This window comes from Plantibacter sp. (assembly GCF_059073635.1).
Genome location: NZ_JCACOF010000009.1, coordinates 359,884 through 385,171, shown reverse-complemented (window position 1 = coordinate 385,171; position 25,288 = coordinate 359,884). Strand labels below are relative to the sequence as shown.

At 69.5% G+C, this 25,288-nt stretch carries 24 protein-coding genes; 12 read left to right on the top strand and 12 right to left on the bottom strand.

What is annotated here, in order from left to right; translation table 11 throughout:
* Positions 1–53 precede the first annotated feature (53 nt).
* The 3 genes from ku (at position 54) to AC5JOC_RS11790 (ending at position 3,824) form a co-directional block, all read left to right on the top strand.
* Positions 54–1,034 (top strand): non-homologous end joining protein Ku, encoded by a 981-nt coding sequence (ku, locus tag AC5JOC_RS11800; RefSeq protein WP_079706039.1) that lies wholly within the window; start codon positions 54–56, stop codon positions 1,032–1,034.
* Positions 1,035–1,066: 32 nt separating this feature from the next.
* Entirely contained in the window at positions 1,067–1,549 is a 483-nt protein-coding gene (locus AC5JOC_RS11795; RefSeq protein WP_371416572.1) for a VOC family protein, read from the top strand.
* Positions 1,550–1,640: 91 nt separating this feature from the next.
* Positions 1,641–3,824 (top strand): RecQ family ATP-dependent DNA helicase, encoded by a 2,184-nt coding sequence (locus AC5JOC_RS11790; RefSeq protein WP_191941145.1) that lies wholly within the window; start codon positions 1,641–1,643, stop codon positions 3,822–3,824.
* A gap of 7 nt (positions 3,825–3,831) precedes the next feature.
* Here AC5JOC_RS11790 and AC5JOC_RS11785 read toward each other — a convergent pair whose 3' ends face one another.
* The 7 genes from AC5JOC_RS11785 to AC5JOC_RS11755 form a co-directional block, all read right to left on the bottom strand.
* Positions 3,832–5,334 (bottom strand): MFS transporter, encoded by a 1,503-nt coding sequence (locus tag AC5JOC_RS11785; protein WP_229938935.1) that lies wholly within the window; start codon positions 5,332–5,334, stop codon positions 3,832–3,834.
* A gap of 115 nt (positions 5,335–5,449) precedes the next feature.
* The gene (locus tag AC5JOC_RS11780) at positions 5,450–6,232 is read right to left on the bottom strand and encodes an ABC transporter ATP-binding protein (RefSeq protein WP_079706035.1); all 783 of its coding nucleotides are present in this window, start codon (positions 6,230–6,232) and stop codon (positions 5,450–5,452) included.
* Positions 6,229–7,050, bottom strand: coding sequence for an ATP-binding cassette domain-containing protein (locus AC5JOC_RS11775; RefSeq protein WP_124769415.1), 822 nt, complete (start codon positions 7,048–7,050; stop codon positions 6,229–6,231). Before AC5JOC_RS11775 ends, AC5JOC_RS11780 begins: the two co-directional genes overlap by 4 nt.
* Entirely contained in the window at positions 7,047–7,913 is an 867-nt protein-coding gene (locus tag AC5JOC_RS11770; protein ID WP_159878884.1) for an ABC transporter permease, read from the bottom strand. The genes AC5JOC_RS11775 and AC5JOC_RS11770 overlap by 4 nt, the downstream gene beginning before the upstream one ends.
* Positions 7,910–8,878, bottom strand: a complete 969-nt coding sequence (locus AC5JOC_RS11765) for an ABC transporter permease (protein ID WP_079706032.1) — start codon at positions 8,876–8,878, stop codon at positions 7,910–7,912. The genes AC5JOC_RS11770 and AC5JOC_RS11765 overlap by 4 nt, the downstream gene beginning before the upstream one ends.
* 62 nt (positions 8,879–8,940) lie before the next feature.
* Complete coding sequence (locus AC5JOC_RS11760; RefSeq protein ID WP_191941141.1) at positions 8,941–10,434, bottom strand: ABC transporter substrate-binding protein; 1,494 nt, start codon at positions 10,432–10,434, stop codon at positions 8,941–8,943.
* A 54-nt stretch (positions 10,435–10,488) separates the two neighbouring features.
* Positions 10,489–11,253 carry a DUF1684 domain-containing protein gene (locus AC5JOC_RS11755; protein ID WP_079706031.1) on the bottom strand — a complete coding sequence of 255 codons (765 nt, stop codon included), beginning with the start codon at positions 11,251–11,253 and terminating at the stop codon, positions 10,489–10,491.
* Between the two features lie 150 nt (positions 11,254–11,403).
* On the opposite strand from AC5JOC_RS11755, the gene AC5JOC_RS11750 reads away from it, so the two are divergent.
* The gene (locus AC5JOC_RS11750; protein WP_086473201.1) at positions 11,404–11,868 is read left to right on the top strand and encodes a GNAT family N-acetyltransferase; all 465 of its coding nucleotides are present in this window, start codon (positions 11,404–11,406) and stop codon (positions 11,866–11,868) included.
* Here the strand turns inward: AC5JOC_RS11750 and AC5JOC_RS11745 are convergent.
* From AC5JOC_RS11745 to AC5JOC_RS11735, 3 genes are all read right to left on the bottom strand, one after another.
* Positions 11,865–12,611: a GTP pyrophosphokinase gene (locus tag AC5JOC_RS11745; protein WP_082916274.1), complete on the bottom strand. Its 747-nt coding sequence runs from the start codon at positions 12,609–12,611 to the stop codon at positions 11,865–11,867. The genes AC5JOC_RS11750 and AC5JOC_RS11745 overlap by 4 nt on opposite strands.
* Positions 12,612–12,722: 111 nt before the next feature.
* Complete coding sequence (locus AC5JOC_RS11740) at positions 12,723–13,178, bottom strand: VanZ family protein (RefSeq protein WP_124769411.1); 456 nt, start codon at positions 13,176–13,178, stop codon at positions 12,723–12,725.
* 97 nt (positions 13,179–13,275) lie between these two features.
* Positions 13,276–13,647 carry an RNA-binding S4 domain-containing protein gene (locus AC5JOC_RS11735; protein ID WP_079706027.1) on the bottom strand — a complete coding sequence of 124 codons (372 nt, stop codon included), beginning with the start codon at positions 13,645–13,647 and terminating at the stop codon, positions 13,276–13,278.
* A gap of 38 nt (positions 13,648–13,685) precedes the next feature.
* Between AC5JOC_RS11735 and AC5JOC_RS11730 the strand changes: the two genes are divergently transcribed.
* The 4 genes from AC5JOC_RS11730 (at position 13,686) to AC5JOC_RS11715 (ending at position 16,353) form a co-directional block, all read left to right on the top strand.
* Positions 13,686–14,384, top strand: a complete 699-nt coding sequence (locus tag AC5JOC_RS11730; RefSeq protein WP_079706026.1) for a CDP-alcohol phosphatidyltransferase family protein — start codon at positions 13,686–13,688, stop codon at positions 14,382–14,384.
* Positions 14,377–14,898, top strand: a complete 522-nt coding sequence (locus AC5JOC_RS11725) for an FHA domain-containing protein (protein ID WP_086473205.1) — start codon at positions 14,377–14,379, stop codon at positions 14,896–14,898. The genes AC5JOC_RS11730 and AC5JOC_RS11725 overlap by 8 nt, the downstream gene beginning before the upstream one ends.
* Complete coding sequence (gene ftsR / locus AC5JOC_RS11720; protein ID WP_079706024.1) at positions 14,898–15,602, top strand: transcriptional regulator FtsR; 705 nt, start codon at positions 14,898–14,900, stop codon at positions 15,600–15,602. The genes AC5JOC_RS11725 and ftsR overlap by 1 nt, the downstream gene beginning before the upstream one ends.
* 202 nt (positions 15,603–15,804) lie before the next feature.
* The gene (locus tag AC5JOC_RS11715; protein ID WP_064297014.1) at positions 15,805–16,353 is read left to right on the top strand and encodes a MerR family transcriptional regulator; all 549 of its coding nucleotides are present in this window, start codon (positions 15,805–15,807) and stop codon (positions 16,351–16,353) included.
* Between the two features lie 213 nt (positions 16,354–16,566).
* Here the strand turns inward: AC5JOC_RS11715 and AC5JOC_RS11710 are convergent, their stop codons facing one another.
* On the bottom strand, positions 16,567–17,433 hold the full coding sequence (locus AC5JOC_RS11710; RefSeq protein ID WP_079002579.1) for a ParA family protein: 867 nt from the start codon (positions 17,431–17,433) through the stop codon (positions 16,567–16,569).
* Positions 17,434–17,506: 73 nt separating this feature from the next.
* On the opposite strand from AC5JOC_RS11710, the gene AC5JOC_RS11705 reads away from it, so the two are divergent.
* A complete protein-coding gene (locus AC5JOC_RS11705; protein ID WP_137241610.1) occupies positions 17,507–20,914 on the top strand; it encodes a pyruvate carboxylase in 3,408 nt (1,135 codons plus the stop codon).
* A gap of 89 nt (positions 20,915–21,003) precedes the next feature.
* A complete protein-coding gene (locus AC5JOC_RS11700; RefSeq protein WP_064297012.1) occupies positions 21,004–21,495 on the top strand; it encodes a peptide deformylase in 492 nt (163 codons plus the stop codon).
* A gap of 54 nt (positions 21,496–21,549) precedes the next feature.
* Here AC5JOC_RS11700 and AC5JOC_RS11695 read toward each other — a convergent pair whose 3' ends face one another.
* On the bottom strand, positions 21,550–23,379 hold the full coding sequence (locus AC5JOC_RS11695) for an AMP-dependent synthetase/ligase (protein ID WP_071260288.1): 1,830 nt from the start codon (positions 23,377–23,379) through the stop codon (positions 21,550–21,552).
* A 189-nt stretch (positions 23,380–23,568) separates the two neighbouring features.
* On the opposite strand from AC5JOC_RS11695, the gene AC5JOC_RS11690 reads away from it, so the two are divergent.
* Positions 23,569–24,522 carry an ROK family glucokinase gene (locus tag AC5JOC_RS11690; protein ID WP_064297010.1) on the top strand — a complete coding sequence of 318 codons (954 nt, stop codon included), beginning with the start codon at positions 23,569–23,571 and terminating at the stop codon, positions 24,520–24,522.
* A gap of 26 nt (positions 24,523–24,548) precedes the next feature.
* Entirely contained in the window at positions 24,549–25,232 is a 684-nt protein-coding gene (locus AC5JOC_RS11685; RefSeq protein WP_064297009.1) for a lysophospholipid acyltransferase family protein, read from the top strand.
* Positions 25,233–25,288: the final 56 nt, after the last annotated feature.

Here is a 25,288-nt window from a genome sequence, read left to right as displayed (position 1 = left end):
TCTACTGGTCACCACGACAGCGCGGGCGGATCCGCCCGCGGACGGGAGCGGTCATGCGCGCGATCTGGAAGGGTGCGGTCACCTTCGGCCTGGTGAACGTCCCGGTGAAGGTGTACAGCGCCACGGAGGACCACGACCTGTCGTTGCACCAGGTCCACGACGCCGACGGCGGACGCATCCGGTACCAGCGCAAGTGCGAGGTCTGCGGGAAGGTCGTCAGCTACGACCACATCGACAAGGCCTACCAGGACGGCGAGCAGACGGTGGTCCTCACCGCCGACGACCTGGCGTCACTCCCCGAGGAACGCAGCCGCGAGATCGAGGTCGTCGAGTTCGTGCCGAGCGACGACCTCGACCCGATCATGTTCGACCGCAGCTACTTCCTCGAACCGGACTCCTCCTCGTCGAAGGCCTACGTCCTCCTCCGGCGGACGCTCGAGGAGACCGACCGCACGGCCATCGTGCGGTTCGCCCTCCGCCAGAAGACGCGTCTCGGTGCCCTCCGGGTGCGCGAGGACGTCATCCTCCTGCAGACACTGCTCTGGGAGGACGAGGTCCGGGAGGTGCGGTTCCCGGCCCTCGAGGAACGCGTCCGCATCTCCGCCAAGGAACTCGAGATGTCGGAGGCGCTCGTCGAGTCCTTCTCGTCCCGCTTCCGCCCGGACGCGTTCGTCGACGAATACCAGGCACAGCTCCGGAAGCTCATCGACGCGAAACTCGAGCAGGGCGACGCACTCGACACCGCCGCCACCTTCGGCGAGCAGCCCGAACCCGACGACGACACGGGCGCCGAGCCGATCGACCTCATGGAGGTGCTGCAACGCAGCATCGAACGGCAACGTGGCACGACCGGCGCGAAGACGGCGAGTGGAGCGAAGCGATCCGGCGCCGCCAAGCCCGCCGCGACGAGCAGCTCGGCGAAGACCGGTACCGCGAAGACGGGTACCGCCAAGACGAGTGGCGCGAAGACCGCTACCGCCAAGACCGCGGCGTCGAAACCGTCGACCGCGACGAAACGCAAGAAGAGCGCCTGAGCGACGACGCCCGGGCTGAGAGGGAGCACGACATGATGGAGCACCGCGTCACCCCGTTCCTCTGGTACGACTCGCAAGCCGAGGAGGCGGCGACCTTCTACGTGTCACTGTTCCCCGACTCCCGGATCACCTCGGTGAGCCGCTACCCGGAGGGCGGACCCATGCCGGCCGGCCAGGCGATGGTCGTCGAGTTCGAGCTCGAGGGACTCCCCGTCAGCGCGATGAACGCCGGGCCCATCTTCTCGTTCACCGAGGCGTTCTCCTTCTCCGTCAGAGCCGACACCCAGGACGAGATCGACCGGCTCTGGGACGCCCTCATCGCCGACGGCGGCGCCCCGAGCCAATGCGGCTGGCTCAAGGACCGCTGGGGACTGTCCTGGCAGATCGTGCCAGGCATCCTCGCCGAACTGCAGAACGACCCCGACCGGGAACGCGCGGCACGGGCCATGCAATGCATGATGGGGCAGACCAAGTTCGTCATCGCCGAACTCGTCGCCGCAGCGGACGGTCGATAGCGGCTCCTCCACAACCGACCAACCGACGGGACACCGCCCCTCCGAGACGCCGACGCAGTCCACCGTCAGCAGCTCCTGACAGACTTGCCGCATGTCCCACCCCAGCGCGCCCACCCCCGCCCACCCCGAACCGACCCCCACCGGATCGGTCGCCGAGGCGACGGCGGCGCTCGCCGCACTCACGGGCGTTCCGGGGGCCACGTTCCACGACGGTCAACTCGAAGCGATCCTCGCGCTCGTCGACGAACATCGTCGTGCGCTCGTCGTCCAGCGCACCGGTTGGGGCAAGTCCGCCGTCTACTTCATCGCGACCGCCCTCCTGCGCCGACGGGGCGCCGGGCCGACGCTGCTGGTCTCGCCGTTGCTCGCGCTCATGCGCGACCAGGTGGCGGCCGCCGAGCGCGCCGGCGTGCGCGCGGTGGCGATCAACTCGGCGAACGCACACGAATGGGACGACGTCCGGGCGCGCCTGGAGGCCGACGAGGTCGACGTCCTGCTCGTGTCACCCGAGCGGCTCAACAATCCACGCTTCCGCGATGAACAGCTCCCGACCCTCGTGGCCCGCACGGGCATGCTGGTGGTGGACGAGGCGCACTGCATCTCCGACTGGGGACACGACTTCCGACCCGATTACCGGCGGCTCGCCGAACTGATCGGACGCCTCCCGGCCGAGGTCCCGGTCCTGGCGACCACCGCGACGGCCAACGCACGCGTCGTCCGCGACATCGCCGAGCAGCTCACCGCACCCGGCGCCGCAGGCTCCCACGGAGCCGAGGTGCTCACCATCCGCGGCTCGCTCGCGAGGGCGTCCCTCCGGCTCGGCGTGCTCCGGCTGCCGGAGTCCCGGGACCGCCTCACCTGGCTGCTCAGCCACCTCGGCGGGCTCACCGGGTCCGGCATCATCTACACGCTCACGGTGTCCGCCGCGGAGGACACCGCGCGGCTGCTGCGCGAGGCCGGTCACGAGGTCCGGGCCTACACGGGCCGGACCGATCCCGATGAACGCGAGGAGTCGGAGCGGCTCCTCAAGGAGAACCGCTTGAAGGCGCTGGTCGCGACGAGCGCGCTCGGCATGGGGTTCGACAAACCGGACCTCGGGTTCGTCGTGCATCTCGGCGCTCCGTCCTCGCCGGTCGCGTACTACCAGCAGGTCGGTCGCGCCGGCCGCGCCACCGAGCATGCCGACGTCCTGCTCCTGCCCGGGGCGGAGGACGAGGAGATCTGGCAGTACTTCGCGACCGCGTCGATGCCGGACGAAGCGCGGGCCACCGCGGTGCTCGACGCACTCGACAGTCAGCCGCGGTCCACGCCCGCGCTCGAGGCGCTCGTCAACCTGCGTCGCACACCCCTCGAACTCCTCCTCAAGGTGCTCGACGTCGACGGCGCGGTGCAGCGGGTGGCCGGGGGATGGGTGTCGACCGGGCAGCCGTGGGTCTACGACCGGGAGCGGTACCGGCGGATCGCCGAGGCCAGGGTGGCGGAGCAACAGGCGATGCTGGCCTACGAGCGGGGCGACGAGTGCAGGATGCTCGTGCTGCAACGTGAGCTCGACGACGCGAGCGCGGTGCCCTGTGGCCGGTGCGACCGCTGCGCCGGGCCGTGGTTCCCCACCGAACTCGACAGTGCGGCGGCCGCCTCCGCGTCGGAAGCGCTCGGTCGGGTCGGCGTGGAGCTCGAACCGCGGGCGCAGTGGCCCACGGGAGCCGACCGCCTCGGCGTCACCGCCGACGGCGCAGCGGTGAAGGGACGCATCGCGCTCGACGACCGCCTCGAGGCCGGGCGCGCGCTCGCTCGGCTCACCGACCTCGGCTGGGGTGGTGTGCTGCGTGAGCTCTTCGCCGCGGGTGCACCCGACGCTCCCGCCTCCCGCGCGGTCATCGACGCGAGTGTCCGCGTCCTGGCGGATTGGCCGTGGACGCAACGGCCGGCCGCCGTGGTCAGTGTGCCGTCACGGTCGCGTCCGCAGCTCGTCGACTCGGTGGCGAGGGGCATCGCGTCGCTCGGGCGACTGCCGTACCTCGGGGAGCTCGACCTCGTCGGCGACGGCCCGCGCGGTGGTCCCGGCGGCAACAGCGCCTACCGTCTGGCGGGCGTCTGGGACGCCTTCACCGTCGGATCCGAACTCCGGGCGCAGCTCGCAGCGCTCGAGGGCGCGCCGGTCCTGCTCGTCGACGACCGGGCCGACAGTCGGTGGACGCTCACCGTCGCCGGTCGCGCGCTCCGCCGCGCCGGATCCGGCCCGGTCCTCCCGTTCGCGCTCGGGATCGTGGGCTGATCGCCCGTCAGCCCTCGTGGAGGCTGGAGCGGGTGTCCTTGGCCAGGTGCCGCGGCAGCAGGATCGTGCAGACGAGTCCGACGACGGCTGCTGCAGCGCAGATCGCGAAGCTCAGACGGAAGGCGTCCGCACTGGGTGTCGTGACAGCTCCGTCGGTGACGACCTGGGAGGCCAGGATGGCGCCGATCACCGCACTCGCGATCGTGGAACCGAGCGTCCGCATCACGGAGTTGAGTCCGTTGGACGCCGCCGTCTCGCTGGGCGGGACGGCACCCATGATGAGCGTCGGCATGGCGGCGTAGGCGAACCCCACCCCGAAGCCGACCGCGGTGGCCGTGAGCACGGTGTGCCAGACCTCGGTCATGAGTCCGATCGCGATCGCGTAGCCGACCGCGATGATCGCGATGCCGATCAGCAGGCTCAACCGGGCGCCCTTGGCCGCGGTCAGTCGAGCGGCGACCGGCGACATCGCCCACATGATGAGACCGCTGGGCATGAGGCAGAGGCTCGCGATGAGCATGTTCTGCCCGAGACCGACCCCGGTGCCGACCGGCGCCTCGAGGATGCCCGGGAGGACGACCGTGCTGCCGAAGAAGGCGAAGCCGACCGTGATGGATGCGAGGTTCGTGAAGAGCACCGTCCGCCTGGCGGCGATGCGCAGGTCGACGAGCGGGCTGGAGGACCGTACCTCGAACCACCCCCAGAGCAGGAGCACGACGACGCCGCCGATCAAGCAGCTGAGGGTCCCGACGCTCGTCCAACCCCACTCGTTGCCTTTCGAGACGGCGAGGAGGATCGGGACGAGGCCGGCGGCGAGACCGATCGCGCCGATCCAGTCGAAACCGCCTTCGCTCCGGAGGGTGCTCACCGGGACGAAGCGCGCGACGAGGACGAAGCCGATGAGCCCGAGTGCACCCGCGACCCAGAACAGCACATGCCAGTCCAGGTACTGCGAGATCACGGCGGAGATCGGGAGACCGACGGCACCACCGATGCCGAGGGTGGCACTCACGAGCGCGACCGCGGGGCCGAGCCGCTTCGCGTGGAGCACGTCGCGCAGGATGCTGATGCCGAGCGGGATCACGCCCATCGCCATCCCCTGGAGGGCACGGGCGACGATGAGCGGGACGATCGTGGACGAGAAGGCGGCGAGCACCGATCCGGCCATCATGATCCCGAGCAGGATGAGCACCATCCGTCGTTTGCCGTAGAGGTCGCCGAGCCGACCGGCGATCGGGGTCGCGACCGCGGCCGACAGGAGCGTGGCCGTCACGACCCACATGCTGTCGGAGGCGTGCACGCCGAGGATCGTGGGAAGCGTCGGCACGAGTGGGGTGACGAGCGTCATCATGAACGCCGCGACGAGACCGGTGAACGCGAGGCTCGTGACGACCGCCCGCTCCGGAAGTGGTTTGCGGAGTGCCGCCCGCTCCTCGTCGCTGAGCCAGGGGCGCTCGGCCCCAGGCTGGTCCTCGTCGTGGTCGTCGGGCTGCGCTGAATCCTGCGTCACGGGTCCTGTTCCTGTGGAGAGTCGATGCGGCCGAGGCCACTCGGAGTCGAACACCGTCCGCCGGCGCCGTATTCCCGGCTCGGCCGGGCCGATGTCGTCCGGCCTCGTCGTCGACTCAGCGCGGGAGGCGGGGGATCGCCGCGATGAGCTGCTTCGTGTAGGCCTCGGCGGGATCGTGGAGGACCTGCGCGGTGGCGCCGGCCTCGACGACCTGCCCGTGTCGGAGGACCATCGTGCGTTCACACAGCGCTGCCACCGTGCCGAGGTCGTGCGAGACCATGACGAGCGCCAGACCGTTCGAGGCCCGCAGCTCGGCGAGGAGCTCGATGATCTGGATCCGGGTGCTCATGTCGAGGGCACTGACGGGCTCGTCGGCGAGGAGGAGCCGGGGGTTCGGGACGATCGCGCGGGCGATGGCGATCCGCTGCCGCTGGCCGCCCGAGAACTCGTGCGGGAACCGCGACGCCGCGTCGGCGGGCAGTCCCACCGCCTCGAGTGCCTCGGTCGCGCGGACGGTCGCCTGCTCGGTGGTCGCCAGACGGAGGGATCGCAGCGGTTCGGCCACGATGCGCCCGATGCGCTGCCGAGGATCGAGCGAGGAGTACGGATCCTGGAAGACGGCCTGCACCGATGCGCGGAACCGACGGACCCGTGTCCGATCGCGGGGGTCCAGTGCGCCACCGTCGAACCGGACCGAGCCCGTGGTCGGCCGGTCGAGGCCGAGCAGCAGCCGGAGGAGGGTGCTCTTACCGGCGCCGGACTGACCGACGATCCCGACGGCCTCTCCTGCGCCGACGGCCAGCGACACGTCGGCCAGGGCCTCCTGACCGCCGCGGTACCGGAAACCGACCGCATCCAGCTCGAGGATCGGCGTCGTCGTGATCGGTGCATCGGTCATCGTGGGTCCTCCAGCGCGTCGTCGAGCGCGCGTGCGCTGGTGACCAGACGACGGGTGTCCTCGTGCTGCGGTGCCGTCAGCACCTGCGCCACCGCGCCGCGTTCCACGGCCCGACCCTCGCTCAGCACGACGACCTCGTCGACCATGGTCGACACGACGGCGAGGTCGTGACTGATGAACAGGAGCGCCATGCCGCGTTCCCGGACGAGCCGGTCGATGAGCGCGAGCACCTCCGCCTGGACGGTCACGTCGAGCGCCGTCGTCGGCTCGTCCGCGATGAGGAGCTGCGGGCGACCGGCGAGCGCGATGGCGATCGCGATGCGCTGCCGCTGCCCGCCGGACAGCTCGTGGGGGTAGGAGGCGGCGATGCGCGCAGTGTCGGTGAGGGACACCTCGACGAGGGCTGCTTCGACGGCCTCCTTGAGCCGTTCGCCCCGGAGTCCCAGATGGCGACGCAGGGGCTCGGCGAGCTGGGCGCCGACCCGCATGAGCGGGTCGAGTGCGGTCAGCGGCTCCTGGAAGACGAGTCCGGCAACCCGACCGCGGAGTGGCCGCAGCGCGCGGTCCGGGGCACCGATCACCTGGGTGCCGGCCAGTTCGACGCTGCCGCTCGCGCTCAGCTGTTCGCCGAGCAGCCCGATCACCGCGAGGGAGGTCAAGGACTTCCCGGACCCGGAACCGCCGATGAGTCCGAGGCGACCCCCGGCGGCGATGGTCAGGTCCAGCCCGTCGAGGAGCGGCCGGTCAGCGCCGTCGGGAGCACCGCGCCGGACGCCTCGGGTGATGGTCAGTCCGGAGATGTCGAGGAGATCGCTCATGCGCCGCGCCTCCTCGTCGGATCGCCGAGGTCCCGCAGGCCGTCCGCGATGAAGTTCACGCCCACCACGAGCATCACCACGGCGACACCCGGAGCGATCGCGCCGACCGGTGCCGTCGTGACGGTGGCCTGGGCCTCCTGCAGCAGGCGTCCCCAGGAGGCGTTCGGCGGTGGCGCGCCGAGGCCGAGGTACGACAGGCTCGCTTCGGCGAGGACGGCGATGCCGAACTGCAGCGCGAGGTTGACGCTCAGGGTGGGCCAGATGTTCGGGAGCACATGCTGGCCGATGACACCGGCCCAGCTCGTCCCGGCAGTCCTGGCCGCGACCACGTACTGCTCGCTGAGGACCCGCTTCGTGAGGATCCGGGTCAGGCGGGCCACGATGGCCGACATGGCGAGTCCGATCGCGATGATGGCGGTGCCGAGTGACGCGCCCTGGGCTGCCACGATGAGCATGGCGAGCAGGAGCACCGGGAAGGCGATCACGACGTCGAGCGCGGCGGAGATCGTGTCGTCCAGCCAGGCCGACGCGAAGGCCGCAGCGAGTCCCACGGCGATACCGATGACCGCGCCGACCGCGACGGCCCCCGCCCCGGTCGCGAGCGCGATGCGCGCACCGATCATGAGCTGGGTCATCAAATCGCGACCGAGCTTGTCCGTACCGAGCCAGTGGGTGCCGGTCGGGCCTTCGAGACGACCGCCGGAGGTGTCCGTGGGGGCGAAGGGCAACCACACGAGCGAGACGGCCGCCAGGACGGCGATGACGCCGACGAGGACGAGTCCGACGGTCAGCGTCGCGGACCGGGCGCGGCGCCGCACCGGGCGTCGGTCGGCGAGCGCGGTCTGGGCGTCGACGGCGCTCATCGGAGCCCGTTCCCCGAGATCGAAGTGCGCAGACGCGGATCGATGAGCCGCTGCGCGATGTCGGCGACGAAACCCGTCAGGAGGACGACGAGGGTCGAGACGAGGAGGATGCCCTGGATGTTCGGGTAGTCGTGCTGCTGGATCGCCGTCAGGAGCATCGACCCGAGGCCGGGCAGGCTGAAGACGCTCTCGACCACGACGGCGCCGAGGAAGGTGGTGGCGAGCTCGATGCCGAGGATCGCCACGACGGGCACCGCGGCGTTCCGGGCGCCGTGTCGGAGCAGGGCCTCACCGAAGCCGGCTCCCTGCGCCCGTGCCGAGCGCAGATAGTCGCTCCCGACCACGTCGAGCGTGGCGGAGCGGACGTATCGGGTGATCGACGCACTCATGACGATGGCGATGGTGATGACCGGGAGGGCGAGGCTCGTGAGTGCCGCGGCAGGATCTGCCCAGTCGTCGCGAGGGAAGCCGCCGGACGGGAACAGTCGGAGCGTCACCGCGAACACGCTGACGAGCAGGATGCCGACCCAGAACACCGGCACGGCGATCCCGAGCTGCGAGAGGCCGGACAACGCGATGCCGTACCAGCGGTCGGCCCGGAGTGCGGACACGACACCGGCCACGAGGGCGAGCACCACGGCGAGGAGGAACGCGAGGAGCGTCAGCGGCACGGTGACCTGGAGGCGCGACGCGATCTCGGGTCCGACCGGGAGCGAGCTCACGAACGAGGAACCGAGGTCGAGGGTGAGGACGCCGCCGAACCAGGCGGCGAACTGCTCGCCGAGCGGCCGGTCGGCTCCCACCTGCTCGCGCGCCGCGTCGATCTGCTCCTGCGTGGCGTTCACCGAGAGCAGGGCGTTCGACGGGTCGCCCGGCAGCAGCCGGAGCAGCACGAACAGCACCGTCATGGCGACGAGGAACGACACCACGAGGAACGCGGATCGGCGCAGCAGGTAAGCGAGCATGGTGGACCTCAGCGTAGCGAGGCCCGGGCCGACCGGGCGGTGCCGGTCGGCCCGGGCGACGACTACTTGCGGACGATGTCCGCCACGAAGAACTGCGAGTTCAGGCCGTTGACGCCGTACCCCGAGACGTCGCTCGCGGCGACGACGATCTGCGGGTAGAGGTAGAGCCACACGCTCGCCGCGTCCTCGGCGATCTGCTCGTTGACGAGCTTCAGCTTCGCCGTCTGCTCCTCGGTGGTCGTCGCCTGCTCGGCCTCCGACACCCACTGGGTCACCTCGGGGTTGTCGTAGCCCCAGTAGAAGTCCGGGTTGCCGTACCAGACGACGTCGCGGTCGTTCACGTGCTCCTGGAGGGTCGCCTGGAAGTCGCGTTCCTTGAACACCTTCGAGTACCACTCGTCCGCGCTGATCGTGTTGATCTCGACCGTGATGCCGACCTTCGCGAGTTCACTCTGGAGGAACTCGGCGACGGCCGGGTGCGGGTCGTAGCTCGGGGTGTCGAGGGTGAAGGTGAAGCCGTCGGCGAAGCCCGCTTCGGCGAGCTGCTGCTTGGCGAGCTCGGGGTCGTACGGGTTCACCTGCGTGAGGTCCTCGTACCAGGGGTCCGTCGGCGGGACCATCGACCCGATGAGCGTGCCGTAGTCGCCCCAGATCGACGAGAGCAGCTTCTTGGTGTCGATCGCGGAGTACACGGCCTTGCGGACGAGCGCCTGGTCGAACGGGGCGACCCGGTCGTTGAAGGCGAGCAGCTCCTTCGTCGTGGAGTCGCCGTCGGAGACGACGTAGTCCGCGTTGTCGGTGAACTGGCTCAGCTGGTCGGGGCTCTGCACGCTCGTGATGATGTCGATCTGCTTCGTGACGAGCGCATTGCTGAGCGCGGTCGCGTCGGTGAAGTAGGTGAAGACCACCTCCGCGTTCTTGGCGGGCTCACCCCAGTAGTCGTCCCAGCGCTCGAGGCTCAGGGTGCTGCCGCGCTTCCAGTCGCCGAGCGTGTACGGACCCGTGCCGTCCTCGGTGGTCTTGAGGTCCTTCGCCGCGTCGTTGACGATCCAGACGTAGCTCAGGTTGTAGATGAAGGAGATGGAGCGCTCGGAGAGGGTGATGACGACGGTCTTGTCGTCGGGGGTCGCGATGCCGGAGATCACCGCGAAGCTGCTCTTCCGTGCCGACTGCGAGTCCTCGGCGGTCACGGCTTCGATGCTCGACTTCACGTCCGCCGAGGTGAGCGGGTCGCCGGAGTGGAAGGTGACGCCGTCCTTGAGGGTGAAGGTGTACGTCAGGCCGTCGTCGCTCACCGTGCTGTCGGCGGCGAGCACCGGTTCGACCTCGCCGTCGTCCGTGAGGCGGTACAGGCCCTCGTACACGTTGCCGGTGAAGGCCTCCGTGACGCCCTGGCCGCCGCCGCCGGTGTTGCTGAGGTTCTGCGGCTCGTAGAGCGAGCCGACGGCGATGGTCGCGTCGTCGCCCGTCGCCGAGCTGCCACCACCACCGGCGCAGCCGGCGAGGGCGACGGCGGCGGCGACGGACAGGGCGACGAGCCCGATGGTTCTCTTCACGGATACTCCTGTGGTGTGGGGGTGTGTGCTGGTGCAGGTGTGGGGTGCTGGGGGTCAGACGGCGTAGAGGTCGAAGCCTTCGCGGAACCGGACGATCCGTTCTCCGGCGAGGACGTCTCCGGCGAACCGGTTCTGCGGCGGCGGCATCGGACAGTTGTACTGCACGGAGAAGCCGCAGGGCGGCACGAACGCGCGGTTGAAGTCGAGGACGACCTCGCCCGCCGTGCCGAAGCCGCCGTCGTCGGTCCGCTGCACGAACAGGAACCGGCCGGCGCCGTAGGTGCCCGACTCGTCATCGCGCCCGTTCGTCGCGTCGCCGAACACGAGGAGGAGCGTGCCGCCGTCGTCGAAGGCGCTCATCGTGTACTCGACGCCGTCCCGCGTGAACACGATGTCGCCGGGGACGACGAGCTCCCGTGATCCGCCGTTGTCTCGGATGTGCTCGAACGGGACGGTCCGCGAGCCGTCGACGGGCGTGAACCGCGCCGTCTGGACCCAGGCGGGGTCGTACGGGAAGACCTCGATGCCGTCGAACGCGCGGATGGCGGGTGCGTTCGCGTCCCATCGGCGGATGCCGACCTCGTCCTGGCCCGTGTCGAGGTGGGTGCGGCGGAGCGTCGTCACCGTGACGCCGCTCGGCTGCTCGGCGGCGATGGCGGCTGCGGCTGCATCGACGGTGGCCGGCGTCTCCTCCGCGAGCCACCGCGTCTCGACGAGGGCGAGGTTGCCGAGCGGCGCGGTCACGGCGGCTCGACGCTCCTCGCGCCAGGCGTCGTGCTCGGCGATCGCGTTCGGCTGCGGGGCGGTGTGGATCGGCATGTCTCGATTCTCCGGATGACGGCGGGCGGGTCCCAATCGTGTGTCCTTCGGAGTCCAGCTCGTTTCGGGCGGGAACTATTCCCGAGCCCGGCGACGACCCTGCGCGGGACGGCGAGCGACCGGGTCGCGACGGTCTGGGAGGATGTCCTCATGAACGCCACGCTCGTCCGCATGCCCGCCGATCGACTGCGGGGGTGGATGCTCGCCGCGAACGCGCAGTACCGCCTCGAACGCATCGAGGCGGGGGAGACCGAGGCAGAGGCGACGGCGAAGGCTGCACAGTCCCTCGCCGAGACGTTCCCGGCCGGCCGACTCCAGGTCGGACACCTCGTCTTCGAGGTGGTCCTCGACGAAGCCGCGGTCGGCGTGCTCTGGATCGGACCGCGGAGCACGAGCCACCCGGACGAGTGGTGGGTCTGGGACGTGGAGATCGACGAGTCGTTCCGCGGGCGTGGGCTCGGCCGGCAGGCCATGCAGCTCGCCGAGACGGCGGCCAAGGAGCAGGGCGCGAAGACGCTCGGGCTGAACGTCTTCGGATTCAACCGGATCGCGCGCGGCCTGTACGAGTCGCTCGGCTACGAGACGATGGCCGTGCAGATGCGCAAGGCGCTCTAACGCGGGTCCAGCCCGTCGATCAGCTCGGTCATGACCCGGTCGGCGAGTGACGGAGGCTTCGGGTGCCCGTCGGCGGTGGTCCGCGAGGTCGTCGCCCGGTCGAGCGCGAGGACCTCACCGTGGAGGTGCTCCATCTTCGCGTCGAGCCTGGAGGCAGCCTCGGCGGCGTGCTTGAGCTCGGCGAGCAGGCTGTCCGGCACGGCCTTGTCGTACTTGTAGTAGATCTTGTGTTCGAGGCTCGCCCAGAAGTCCATGGCGATCGTCCGGAACTGGATCTCGACGGGCACCTGCACGACGCCGTCGGACATGAACACCGGAACCTCGACGATCACGTGGAGGCTCTGGTACCCGTTCGGCTTCGGGTTCGCGATGTAGTCCTTGACCTTCACCACGGTGATGTCCTGCTGGCTCGTCAGGAGTTCGAACACCTTGTACGTGTCGGAGATGAAGCTGCAGGTGACGCGGATGCCCGCGATGTCCGTGATGTGTTCGCGGATGTCGTCGATGTCCTGCCCGTACTGCTTGCGTTCGATCTTGCCGATGATGCTCTCCGGCGACTTCAACCGCGAGCTGATGTGCTCGATCGGGTTGTAGTCGTGGATCTGCGTGAACTCCTCCTTGAGGATGTTGAGCTTCGTGGTGATCTCGTCGATGCCGAACTTGTACAGCATCATGAACCGCGTGAACTCGTCCTTGAGGCGCTTCAGCTCCTCGAGGTTGTCCGACGACGTTGGTCCGGTCATGGGCGTGCGCTCCAGCTCTGTCTCCGACGGGCCGACGGCCCGCTCGCACTCTACTGAAGCGGCCTTGGAACGCCTCTCAGCCTCCTGTGAATCAGGACCGTCGCGAGCAGTTCAGTGCTGCAGGGCCGCGCGGCGACGTGACGAGGCCTGGAGCCGGCGGGCGCGCCCGGCGGTCAGCATCAGGCCGAGGACGACCCCGGCGACGGCCCCGGACGTGTTCGCGAGGAGGTCGCGGGGATCGCTCACGCGTCCGGGGATCGCGAGTTGCGCGGCCTCGATGCCGACCGTCAGCGTGGCTGCGACGAGGATGGCGAGCCACCAGCGCCGCCGTCCGAGCAGGAGCAGGAAGAAGACGCCGATCGGGACGAACATGGCGATGTTCGCTCCGAATTCGAGGCGCTCGTAAGTGACCCACGCCGTCGACTCCCACCGGGCGAGGAGGTCGACGAGTCGGTACACGAGGGACTCGGTCCGGCCGTCGAAGGGCCGTGGGCCGAGGGTGATGGCCGCCACGAGCGCGAGGTACACCACGGTGAGGGTGCTGAGCACGGGATGGCGGCGGAACATCGGCCCAGCATGCCCGAGCCACCTTGGCGGCGCTTGAGTGTTCCCTGGACGGGGACGATGCGTCGCCGATGAGGCCGGTCGGGTCGTCAGCAGCGCGTCAGCGCCCTCGCAACCGCTCGATGTCGCGTCGTTCACGCTTCGTCGGTCGACCGGCGCCCCGGTCTCGGACGGCCACGACCTGCCGTTCCGCCGGCGTCGGCAGCGGGGGAGAGCGGTCGATGAGACATTCCGCCGCGACGTCCGCCCCGACCCGTTTCGCGATGAGGCGTCGGACCTCCACGACCCGGTCGAAGCCCGCCACGCGGAGTCGGACCTCGTCGCCGATCCTGACGGCCTGTGCCGGCTTCGCCCGCTCGCCGTTGACCCGGACGTGGCCGGCTCGGCAGGCGGTCGCGCCGGCCGAGCGGGTCTTCGTCAGCCGCACCGCCCAGATCCATGCGTCGACGCGCACGCTCGACGGGCTGTCCATCCTCCGATGGTAGAGCAGCCCATCGGTAGACTCGACCCGTGACTGACGGGGCGGGGCGCGGGGTTCGACGGACCGGTGAAGACCGCGTCGTCACCCTCCCCAATGCGCTCAGCGTCTTCCGGATCCTCCTCGTCCCGGTCTTCCTGATCCTCCTCGTGCAGGGGCAGGACCTGTTGGCTCTCGCGACGCTCGCGTTCTCGGGCGTCACCGACCTCCTCGACGGGTGGATCGCGCGACGGTTCGACCAGATGACGAAGCTCGGTCGACAACTCGATCCGGCCGCCGATCGCCTCTACATCCTCGCAGCGTTGATCGGTCTCGCGGCCCGCGGACTCATCCCGTGGTGGTTGCTCATCGTCGTCTTCGCCCGCGACCTGCTGCTCGTCGGGCTCGCCGTCGTCCTGCACCGGTCCGGTACGGGCGTGCTCCCGGTCATCCGCGTGGGGAAGTGGGGCACGGCACTCCTGTTCATCGGGCTCCCGGTCCTCATGCTCGGTCAGGCGTTCCCAGCCGTCGCGATGATCGCGACGCCGCTCGGTTGGGTGTCGGTGATCGCCGGAGCGACGCTCTACTGGTGGGCCGGCATCCTCTACCTGCTGCAGACCGTGCGCATCTCGGGGGATGCCCGTTCGAAGCAGCGGGAACGGGCCCGATCCGACGGATCACCCTCGACCGGGCGGCTCGACAGTGACGCCACATCGGATACGCTTGACGGAGAGGAGGTCGACGGTGGCTGAGCACGATGAGAAGTATCCCGCGACCGGGGCGTACACGCCGGGAGCCGTCGATGACGGTGCCCCGACGAGCGGCTCGGGCGATCGGGAAGTCGACACGACACTCACCTTCGGTGAAGACCTCGGAGCGGCCCTCGCGGCGATCGACTCCGACGTCACCGCTGAGGAGCACGAGGCGATCGCGGCCCTGCCGTCCGGTTCAGCGCTGCTGATCGTCCGTCGTGGTCCGAACGCCGGTGCGCGGTTCCTCCTCGACGCCGACGTCACCACCGTCGGACGTCACCCCGAGGCCGACATCTTCCTCGACGACGTCACGGTGTCGCGTCGGCACACCGAGTTCCACCGTCACGGGACCGCGTTCGAGATCCGCGATCTCAACTCCCTGAACGGCACGTACTTCGACGGTGTCCGCATCGACAAGGCGATCCTGCGCGACGCCGCCGAGGTGCAGATCGGCAAGTTCCGCCTCACCTTCTACGCGTCGCGGATCGACCTCGCCTCCCAGCTGGGAAGCTAGTGGCGGCAGCCAGCGCGAACGCGCGAAGCGACGGTGCTCCGCTGCTGAGCATCGGGCAGGTCCTCGCACGCCTCACTCCGGAGTTCCCCGAGCTGAGCAATTCGAAGCTCCGGTTCCTCGAGGAGCAGGGGCTGGTGTCCCCGGCACGGACGAAGTCGGGGTACCGGAAGTTCTCGAGCGATGACCTCGAACGCCTGCGGCTGATCCTGTCGATGCAGCGAGATCACTACTTCCCCCTCAAGGTCATCCGCACCTACCTCGTCGAGGTCGACGCGGGACGGTCGCCGCTGTTCCCTGGCAGTGGGCAAGCCGTCGGCGCGCCGTCGATCCACCCCGGGGTCCGCAGATTCTCGCGGAACGAGCTGATCCGCGAAGCCGGCGCCACCCCGATGCTCTTCAACGACGCCGTGAGCGCGTCGCTGATCCTGCCCGCCGAGAACTACGGCGAGGACGTCGCGTCCCTCCTGCGGATCCTCGTGGAGCTGCAGCGCTCCGGCATCGAACCACGGCACCTCCGCGGGTTCCGCGCCTCGATCGAGCGCGAGGTCGGGCTCATCGAGAGCGCGTTGAGCGCCGTCGCCAAGCGGAACGACGCCGCCGGCCGGGCACGTACCGCCGACCGGGCGCTGGAGATCGCCGCACAGCTCGAGGGTGTGCGGTCGAACCTCGTCCGCTCGGCACTCGAGCGACACCAATCCTCCTGATCGACCTCCCAGGGCGTAGACTGCCCTCATCCATCACGGCCAGGTCACAGTTCGATCACTCGTCACGACACGCCGTCCGTTTCGAACGGATGTCGCAGCGTTGACCGGGGCGGATCGGTAGCGTGGTGGGAGTGGTCAAGCCGGCTCGACGCCCCCGTCGAGACCGTACCGACCGTGCAGCGAACATCGAGGAGAAGCAGACATGAGTGAACTCAGTCGCGACGGGGCGTCACGGTACGGTGACCTCGGGCTGCTGTTCACCGACGGGCTTCCAGAACTCGAAGAGGGCCAGGGCTACCGCGGAGCGGTCGCCGCCCGTGCAGCCGGCATCAGCTACCGCCAGCTCGACTACTGGGCCCGGACGGGTCTGGTCGAGCCCACCGTCCGCGGTGCATCCGGATCCGGAACGCAGCGTCTCTACGGCTTCCGCGACATCCTCGTCCTCAAGCTCGTCAAGCGCCTGCTCGACACGGGCATCTCCCTGCAGCAGATCCGCACGGCAGTCGACCAGCTCCGCGAAGCGGGCATCGTCGACCTCGCCCAGACCACGCTCATGAGCGACGGCGCCAGTGTCTACCTCTGCACCTCGAACGACGAGGTCATCGACCTCGTCAGCCGCGGACAGGGCGTCTTCGGCATCGCCGTCGGCAAGGTGCTGCGCGAGGTGGAGTCCACGCTCATCGAGTTCGACGCACAGTCGGCCGACCCCATGGACGAGCTCGCAGCACGTCGCTCCGCTCGCAGCGCCTGACCCGAGCCGAAGGCGCCGGTCCCTGAGTCTGTCGAAGGGCTCACCGACGCGCGCCACACGTTCCCTGAGCGCGCATCCCGGGGTACTGGGTGCTCCTGCCGGTCCTGGAGCTCCGGCCGGTCCATGAGCGCGCCTGCCGGTCCCTGAGCCTGTCGAAGGGCGACCCGAGCGAGCGCCTGGTCCGTGAGCCGACCGAACGGTCTCGCCGCGACCTCAGCTGTCGGTGGAGGGTGCCTCGACGGCAGCGGGACTCGTGACGGCAGCCGGCTCCGGGGGAGCGCCGTCGGCGTACTCGCCGACGCGGCCCGTGCGCAGCACGCGGTCGAGGAGCGAGTCGAAGTTCTTCGCCATCTCCTGCGCCGTGTCACCCGGCCACACGTGGACGGGCTTGGCGGCACCCTGAGCCTGCTGGAGTGACGTGCGCTCCAGCAGCTGCGGGTTGAGGATGAGGGGACCGAACATGTCGCGCAGTTCCTTGATGCGGAACTGGTGCTCCATCGACTGCGGACGCACCCGGTTGACGATGATGCCGAGCGGCTGCAGCCGGGGGCTCAGCCCACGACGGATCTCCTCGACGGCGCGGAGGGCGCGGTCGGCTGCGGAGACCGAGAACAGGCCCGGCTCCGTGACGACGGCGACGCGATCGCTCGCCGCCCAGGCGGTGCGGGTGAGCGCGTTGAGCGAGGGGGCGCTGTCGATGAGGACGAGGTCGTACTCCTCCTCGACGTGCGCGAGTGCCTCTTCCAGGCGCCAGATGTCGCGGATGCTGGGGTGCGGGCCGTCGAAGTTGATCGCAGACGGGCTGCCGATCATGACGTCCATCTTGCCCGGGTGGATCTTCGTCCAGCCGCTCGCCACGATCGCCTGCTCGACGATCTTCTTCTTCGGCGAGGTCAGCACATCCGTCACCGTGAGGTGCCCTGCGACGTCGACGGCCATGCCGGTCGAGACGTCGGATTGGGGGTCGAGATCCACGACCAGCGTGCGGATGTCCTTCGAGAACGCGGCGGAAGCCAGGCCAAGGGTGACGGTGGTCTTGCCGACGCCCCCCTTCAGGGAGCTAACGCTGAGTACATGCACAAGGCTCAACGTTACCGTGACTAGGCTAGGGAATCTCAACGTTTGCTGAGTTGGCTGTTGTGGGAAGGGTTCCATGTTCAGGAAGATTCTTGTCGCCAATCGCGGAGAGATCGCCATCCGGGCGTTCCGTGCCGCGTACGAGCTGGGGGCGAAGACGGTTGCGGTGTTCCCCTATGAGGACCGCAACTCGATGCATCGGCTGAAGGCCGATGAGGCTTACCAGATCGGCACGGAGGGTCATCCGGTGCGCGCCTACCTCGACGTCTCGGAGATCATCCGCGTCGCGAAGGAGTCGGGCGCCGACGCGATCTACCCCGGGTACGGCTTCCTCTCCGAGAATCCGGAACTGGCCGAGGCCGCTCGAGCCGCCGGCATCACCTTCATCGGTCCGCCGTCCTCCGTCCTGGAGATGGCCGGCAACAAGGTGACCGCGAAGGAGCACGCCATCGCGGCCGGGGTCCCGGTCCTGAAGTCCACGCCGGCCAGCCGCGACATCGAAGAGTTGCTCGCCGGTGCCGCCGACATCGGGTTCCCGATCTTCGCGAAGGCGGTCGCCGGTGGTGGTGGACGAGGCATGCGCCGCGTCGACAACGCCGAGGACCTCCGCGGCGCCCTCGAGGCCGCCATGCGTGAGGCGGACAGCGCCTTCGGCGACCCGACGATGTTCCTCGAGCAGGCCGTCGTCCGCCCCCGGCACATCGAGGTCCAGATCCTGGCGAGCGCCGACGGCGAGACCATCCACCTCTTCGAGCGCGACTGCTCGGTGCAGCGCCGGCACCAGAAGGTCGTCGAGATCGCGCCGGCCCCGAACCTCGACGAGGACACCCGTCAGGCCATGTACCGCGATGCCATCGCGTTCGCCAAGTCGATCGGCTACGTCAACGCCGGGACGGTCGAGTTCCTCCTCGACACCGCGGGGGAGCGGGCCGGACAGCACGTGTTCATCGAGATGAACCCGCGCATCCAGGTCGAGCACACCGTGACCGAGGAGGTCACCGACGTCGACCTCGTCCAGTCGCAGATGCGCATCGCCGCCGGCGAGTCGCTCGGCGACCTCGGCCTCACGCAGGAGTCCCTGCACCTCCGCGGCTTCGCGCTCCAGTGCCGCATCACCACCGAGGACCCCACGGCTGGCTTCCGTCCAGACACCGGGAAGATCACGACCTACCGCTCTCCGGGCGGCGGCGGCATCCGACTCGACGGCGGCACGGTCGCCTCCGGTGCACAGATCAGCCCCCACTTCGACTCGATGCTCGCGAAGCTCACCTGCCGTGGGCGCACCTTCGAGGCGGCCGTCACGCGAGCCAAGCGCGCCCTCGCCGAGTTCCGCATCCGCGGCGTCTCCACGAACATCCCCTTCCTGCAGGCGGTCCTCGAGGACGCCTCGTTCGTGGCCGGCGACCTCAGCACCTCCTTCATCGACGAGCGTCCGCAGCTCCTGCGCGGGCACGTCTCGAAGGACCGCGGGACGAAGATCGTCAACTGGCTCGCCGACGTCACGGTCAACCAGCCCAACGGGTCGCGTCCGTCCGGCGCGGACCCGGTCGACAAGCTGCCCGCGATCGACATCACGACCGACGCCCCGGCCGGCTCGCGTCAGCGACTGCTCGAGCTCGGCCCGAAGGGCTTCGCTGACGCCCTCCGCGCTCAGACCGCCCTCGCCGTGACCGAGACCACCTTCCGCGACGCCCACCAGTCGCTCCTGGCCACGCGCGTCCGGACGAAGGACCTCCTGGCGGTCGCACCGTTCGTCTCCCGGCTCACCCCCGAACTGCTGTCCGTCGAGGCCTGGGGTGGCGCGACGTACGACGTGGCCCTCCGCTTCCTCGGTGAGGAGCCGTGGGAGCGACTGGCCTCGCTGCGTCAGGCGATGCCGAACATCGCGATCCAGATGCTGCTGCGCGGCCGGAACACCGTCGGCTACACGCCGTATCCCACGGAGGTGACGAACGCCTTCGTGCGGGAGGCCGCCGACACCGGGATCGACATCTTCCGGATCTTCGACGCCCTCAACGACGTGTCGCAGATGCGCCCCGCCATCGATGCGGTCCTGGAGACGGGGACGACCGTCGCGGAGGTCGCCGTCTGCTACACCGGCGACCTGCTGAACCCGGCCGAGGACCTCTACACCCTCGACTACTACCTCCGTCTCGCCGAGAAGATCGTCGAGTCCGGTGCCCACGTGCTCGCCATCAAGGACATGGCGGGGCTCCTCCGTCCGTCCGCGGCGGCCAAGCTCGTCGCGGCGTTCCGCGAGCGGTTCGACCTGCCGGTCCACGTGCACACGCACGACACCCCCGGTGGACAGCTGGCGACCCTCCTCGCGGCGAGCAACGCGGGCGCCGACGCCGTCGACGTCGCGAGCGCGCCGATGGCCGGCACGACGAGTCAGCCGTCCGCGTCCTCGCTGGTCGCCGCGCTGGCCCACACCGAGCGCGACACCGGCATCTCCCTGCAGGGGATCGCCGACCTCGAGCCCTACTGGGAGGCCGTCCGCGCGATGTACCGGCCGTTCGAGTCAGGACTCGCGGGCCCGACCGGTCGCGTGTACACGCACGAGATCCCGGGCGGTCAGCTGTCGAACCTCCGCCAGCAGGCGATCGCCCTGGGGCTCGCAGACCACTTCGAGCTCATCGAGGACATGTACGCGGCCTCCAACAAGATCCTCGGTCGGGTGCCCAAGGTGACCCCGTCGAGCAAGGTCGTCGGCGACCTCGCGCTCCACCTCGCCGCCGTCAAGGCGGACCCGGCCGACTTCGAGGCCAACCCCGACAAGTACGACGTCCCGGACTCCGTCGTGGGGTTCATGGCGGGCGAACTCGGGGAGCTCCCGGGCGGATGGCCAGAGCCGTTCCGCTCGAAGGTCCTCGCCGGTCGTTCGGTCGACATCGGGATCACGCCGATCTCCGCTGAGGACCAGGCCTCGCTCGACGGCGAGTCCGCCGAGCGCCGCTCGACCCTCAACCGGCTGTTGTTCCCGGCGCCGACCAAGCAGTTCGAGCAGCAGCGCGACCTGTACGGCGACCTCTCCGTCGTCGACACCGCCGACTACCTGTACGGCCTCGAGCCGGGCATGGAGCACGTCGTCGAGATCGACAAGGGCGTCCGGCTGTTCGTCGGGCTCGAAGCGATCGGTGCGGCCGACGAGAAGGGCATGCGCACCGTCATGGCGACCCTCAACGGTCAGCTGCGACCGGTGTTCGTCCGCGACCGCAGCATCGAGGTCGACTCCCGCGCGGCCGAGAAGGCCGACACCTCCGTCCCCGGCCAGGTGGCCGCGCCGTTCTCCGGCGTCGTGACCGTCAAGGTCGCCGTCGGCGACCGCGTCGAGGCGGGCCAGCCGGTCGCCTCGATCGAGGCCATGAAGATGGAGGCGGCGATCACGACCGCCGTCGCCGGCGTCGTCGAGCGCCTCGCCATCCCGGCGACCCAGCAGGTCGAGGCGGGCGACCTGCTCGTCGTCGTGAAGCCGAGCGCCTGACCCTCCCGAGACCGGCCGCGTCCCTCCTCGAGGCGACGCGGCCGGTCTCCGCGTCCACCACACCTGTCCCGCCCGGAAGGATCCAACCCGTGACGACACGACCCATCAGACACTTCGGTGACCCGGTCCTGAAGGCTCCGACGGCCGAGGTCGTCACGATCGACGACGACATCCGCAGCCTCGTCCGCGATCTCGTGGACAGCGTGGAGCTCCCCGGTCGTGCCGGCGTCGCCGCCACGCAGATCGGCGTCGGACTCCGCGTGTTCAGCTACAACGTCGACGGCGTCATCGGGTACCTCATCAACCCGAAGCTCGTCGAGGTGCGCGGTGAACTCGAGGAGATCGGCGAGGGCTGCCTGTCGGTGCCCGGGCTCTGGTTCCCGACGCCGCGCCATCCCTACGCGCGTGCCGTCGGCATCGACCTCGACGGGCAGGAGCTCGTCGTCGAGGGTGAAGGACTCCTCGCCCAGGCGCTGCAGCACGAGACCGACCACCTCGACGGCATGCTCTACCTCGACCGGCTGTCGAAGGAGCACCGCCGCGAGGCGATGAAGCAGGTCCGCGAGAGCGACTGGTTCTAGACGCCGGTCGACGGGCCCGGCGGTCGTCGACCGACCGCCGAGCCCGTCGAGGCGCTACTTCAGGGACATCCCCTGGGTCTCGGGCGAACCCGCTCCGAGGTACATGCCCTCGATCGTCTCCGCGAAGTCCTTGAGGATCACGTTCCGCTTGATGCTGAGCTTCGGCGTGAGGTGACCGCTCGCCTCCGTGAGCTCGTCGTCGAGGATGACGAACTTGCGGATCGACTCCGCGCGGGACACCTTGGTGTTGGCCTCGTCGATGGCGCGCTGGACGGCGGCGAGCACCGCGGGGTTCCGAGCAGCCTCGGCGGCGCTCATCGACGCGTCCTGGCCGTTGTTGGCGAGCCATGACGGCAGCATCTCGGTGTCGAGCGTGATGAGGGCGCTGATGAACGGCTTCTGATCGCCGACGACGACGACCTGTCCGACGACCGGGGTCGCGCGGATCGGGTCCTCGAGCGCCGCCGGGGCGACGTTCTTCCCGCCGGCGGTGACGATGATCTCCTTCTTCCGCCCGGTGATCGTGAGGAAGCCGTCGGCGTCGAAGGACCCGATGTCGCCGGTGCGGAACCAGCCGTCGTCGAAGGCCTCCGCCGTCGCCTCGGGGTTCTGCCAGTACTCCTTGAAGACGTTGATCCCGCGCACCTCGACCTCGCCGTCGTCGGCGATGCGGAGCGAGACGCCGGGGAGTGCCGGTCCGACCGTCCCGATCTTCGACTTCTGGGCGAGGTTGACCGTTGCAGGCGCGGTGGTCTCGGTGAGGCCGTAGCCCTCGAGGATCACGATGCCGAGCGCGTGGAAGAAGTGACCGAGTCGCGGACCGAGTGGAGCGCTGCCGGAGACCGCGTACCGCACCCGGCCGCCCATGGCCGTGCGGATCTTCGACAGCACGAGGCGGTCGAGGACCCGGAACTTCACCTTCAGGCCGAACGGGACGGAACCGCTCTCGAGGGCCTTCGAGTAGGCGATCCCGGTCTCGGCGGCCGCACGGAAGATCTTGCCCTTGCCGCCGGCCTCGGCCTTCTGCTCGGAGGAGTTGTAGACCTTCTCGAAGACCCGGGGGACCGCGAGGAGGAACGTCGGCTTGAAGGTGCCGAGCGAGGGGAGCAGCTGCTTCGTGTCCGGCTGGTGGCCCGTCTTCACGCCGGAGTGCACGCACAGCACGGCGATGAAGCGCGCGAAGATGTGCGCCGTCGTGATGAAGAGGAGGGTGGAGGCGCCGGGAGCGGACACGACGTCCTTGAGTGCGACGGCCGAGTTCCGCGACAATTCGACGAAGTTCGAGTGGGTGAGGACGCAGCCCTTCGGCCGGCCGGTCGAGCCGGAGGTGTAGATGAGGGTCGCCATGTCGGAACCCACCGCGAGGTTGCGGCGGCGTTCGATCTCCTCGTCGGGGACGTCGACGCCGGCGGCCGCGATCTTGTCGAGGTCTCCGAGGTCGATCTGCCAGACCCGTGCCACATCGGGGAGGTCGCCGTGCACCTCGTCGAAGCGGGCGAACTGGTCGGGCGTCTCGACCAGCACGCTCGTCGCTCCCGAGTCGCTGAGGATCCACTGCACCTGGCTCGGCGAGCTGGTCTCGTAGATCGGGACGAGGAGTGCTCCGGCGAACCACACGGCGAAGTCGATGAGGGTCCACTCGTACCGGGTCTTGCACATGAGCCCGATCTTGTCGCCGGGTTCGATCCCCGCGGCGACGAGCCCCTTCGCCAGGGCGACGACCTGGGCGTGGAACTCGGCGGTGGTCACGTCCACCCACTCCGACCCGCGGGGAACGGCGAACAGTGCGGCGTCGGGCGCAGCAGCCAGGCGCTTCACGAGCAGATCGGTCGCATTGGCGGATGGGTCTGCTGCGACGACTGCAGGGACGTCGAACTGTTCCACGGCAACTCCTTCGGTACCAGGTCGGCAAGATGTGGCTCCATCCTAGAGCACGGGTGTTTGCGCGGTTTCTGTGGCGCGCAGACGCTCAGTAGACTCGACTGCGGCGCGCGGGCGACCGACTCGACTGACGGCCCCGGCCGCACGCCACTGCCGGTATCGGCGACATCAGGACAGGGAGACGGCACCGTTATGGCAAACGCGATCGGCATCGACATCGGCGGGACGAAGATCGCGGGCGGGGTCGTCGACGACGACGGCCGGATCCTCGCGGCCGGGCGCACGCCGACGCAGGCCTCCGATCCCGACGCCATCATCGACGACGTCGTCGCCATGGTCCGATCCTTGGACGACGGCAGCATCTCGAGCGTCGGCGTCGCCGCCCCCGGGTTCTTCGACGCCACGCGCTCGACCGTCTACTACTCGCCGAACATCGCCTGGCGGAACGAACCCCTGCAGGCCCGGCTGGCCGCGCGGTTGCCCGACAAGGTCGTGACCATCGAGAACGACGCGAACGCCGCGGGTTGGGCCGAGTTCCGGTTCGGTGCGGGGCGCGAGGAACGCAGCATGGTCATGGTGACGATCGGCACGGGTGTCGGCGGAGCGATCGTCCTCGACGACCGGCTCCTCACCGGTGGCTTCGGCAGCGGTGCGGAACTGGGACACATGCGCCTCATCCCGGACGGTCTGCCCTGCGGCTGCGGCGCGCGTGGCTGCGTCGAGCAGTACTGCTCGGGGAACGCGTTGCTCCGACTCGCGAACGAGGCAGCGGACGCCGGTGGCGACGGTGCCGCCCTCGCCCGAGCCCGGGCCGCGGCCGGCGGGCTGCTGAACGGACACCACGTCTCCGCCCTGCTCGAGTCCGGTGATCCCGGCGCCCTCCGGTGCCTCAATGAGCTCGCCGATCTGCTGGGGCAGGCCCTCGCGAGCATGTCGGCCATCCTCGACCCCAACATCTTCGTGATCGGCGGCGGCGTCGCCCAGGCCGGCGACCTCCTCCTGGACCCCGTTCGTGAGGCGTTCCTGACGCACCTCCCGGCGCGCGGGTTCCACCCGGAGCCGTCCTTCAGCATCGCGCAGCTCGTGAACGACGCCGGTGTCATCGGCGCCGGCGATCTCGCCAGGAGCGCCCTCGTCCTCGGCTGACGACGACGGCAAGACGGAGGAGCACGATGTTCTACTGGTTCATGAAGTACCTGGTCGCCGGCCCGATCCTGAAGTCGATCTTCCGGCCGTGGGTGATCGGCGCCGAGAACATCCCGGAGCACGGCGGCGCGATCATCGCCAGCAACCACCTGTCCTTCATCGACTCGGTGATCCTCCCGCTGTGCGTCGATCGGCGGATCTCCTTCCTGGCCAAGAGCGAGTACTTCCGCGGCAAGGGCTTCGGCGGCTGGGCCACGAAGACCTTCATGCTCGGCACGGGGCAACTCCCGATCGACCGGTCGGGAGGCAAGGCCTCCGAAGCCTCGCTCAACACCGGACTCGCGGTCCTCGGTGGCGGTCACCTGCTCGGGATCTATCCGGAGGGCACGCGCAGTCCCGACGGGACGATGTACCGAGGCCGCACCGGGGTCGCGCGGATGGTGCTCGAGGCCGGGGTCCCCATCGTCCCCGTCGCGATGATCGACACCGAGAAGGTCATGCCCATCGGCACGAAGCTGCCCCGGATCCGTCGGATCGGGATCGTCATCGGCAAGCCGCTCGACTTCTCGCGGTTCGAGGGCATGGAGGGGGACCGCTTCATCCTCCGCAGCGTCACGGACGAGTTGATGGTCGAGCTCCGCAAGCTCTCGGGCCAGGACTATCGCGACGTCTACGCCACGAGCGTCAAGGAGCGCGCCGCGTCGGCGTGACGCTAAGCTGAAAAACCGGGCCGCGATCGCGGTCCGTTCCCCCTTCCGGGCGGGCT

Excerpts from the sequence above, each read along its gene's own strand:
- ku (WP_079706039.1), top strand. The coding sequence starts at position 54 with ATGCGCGCGATCTGGAAGGGTGCGGTCACCTTCGGCCTGGTGAACGTC.
- AC5JOC_RS11795 (WP_371416572.1), top strand. The coding sequence starts at position 1,067 with ATGATGGAGCACCGCGTCACCCCGTTCCTCTGGTACGACTCGCAAGCC.
- AC5JOC_RS11790 (WP_191941145.1), top strand. The coding sequence starts at position 1,641 with ATGTCCCACCCCAGCGCGCCCACCCCCGCCCACCCCGAACCGACCCCC.
- AC5JOC_RS11780 (WP_079706035.1), bottom strand. The coding sequence starts at position 6,232 with ATGACCGATGCACCGATCACGACGACGCCGATCCTCGAGCTGGATGCG.
- AC5JOC_RS11775 (WP_124769415.1), bottom strand. The coding sequence starts at position 7,050 with ATGAGCGATCTCCTCGACATCTCCGGACTGACCATCACCCGAGGCGTC.
- AC5JOC_RS11770 (WP_159878884.1), bottom strand. The coding sequence starts at position 7,913 with ATGAGCGCCGTCGACGCCCAGACCGCGCTCGCCGACCGACGCCCGGTG.
- AC5JOC_RS11765 (WP_079706032.1), bottom strand. The coding sequence starts at position 8,878 with ATGCTCGCTTACCTGCTGCGCCGATCCGCGTTCCTCGTGGTGTCGTTC.
- AC5JOC_RS11755 (WP_079706031.1), bottom strand. The coding sequence starts at position 11,253 with ATGCCGATCCACACCGCCCCGCAGCCGAACGCGATCGCCGAGCACGAC.
- AC5JOC_RS11750 (WP_086473201.1), top strand. The coding sequence starts at position 11,404 with ATGAACGCCACGCTCGTCCGCATGCCCGCCGATCGACTGCGGGGGTGG.
- AC5JOC_RS11745 (WP_082916274.1), bottom strand. The coding sequence starts at position 12,611 with ATGACCGGACCAACGTCGTCGGACAACCTCGAGGAGCTGAAGCGCCTC.
- AC5JOC_RS11740 (WP_124769411.1), bottom strand. The coding sequence starts at position 13,178 with ATGTTCCGCCGCCATCCCGTGCTCAGCACCCTCACCGTGGTGTACCTC.
- AC5JOC_RS11735 (WP_079706027.1), bottom strand. The coding sequence starts at position 13,647 with ATGGACAGCCCGTCGAGCGTGCGCGTCGACGCATGGATCTGGGCGGTG.
- AC5JOC_RS11715 (WP_064297014.1), top strand. The coding sequence starts at position 15,805 with ATGAGTGAACTCAGTCGCGACGGGGCGTCACGGTACGGTGACCTCGGG.
- AC5JOC_RS11705 (WP_137241610.1), top strand. The coding sequence starts at position 17,507 with ATGTTCAGGAAGATTCTTGTCGCCAATCGCGGAGAGATCGCCATCCGG.
- AC5JOC_RS11690 (WP_064297010.1), top strand. The coding sequence starts at position 23,569 with ATGGCAAACGCGATCGGCATCGACATCGGCGGGACGAAGATCGCGGGC.
- AC5JOC_RS11685 (WP_064297009.1), top strand. The coding sequence starts at position 24,549 with ATGTTCTACTGGTTCATGAAGTACCTGGTCGCCGGCCCGATCCTGAAG.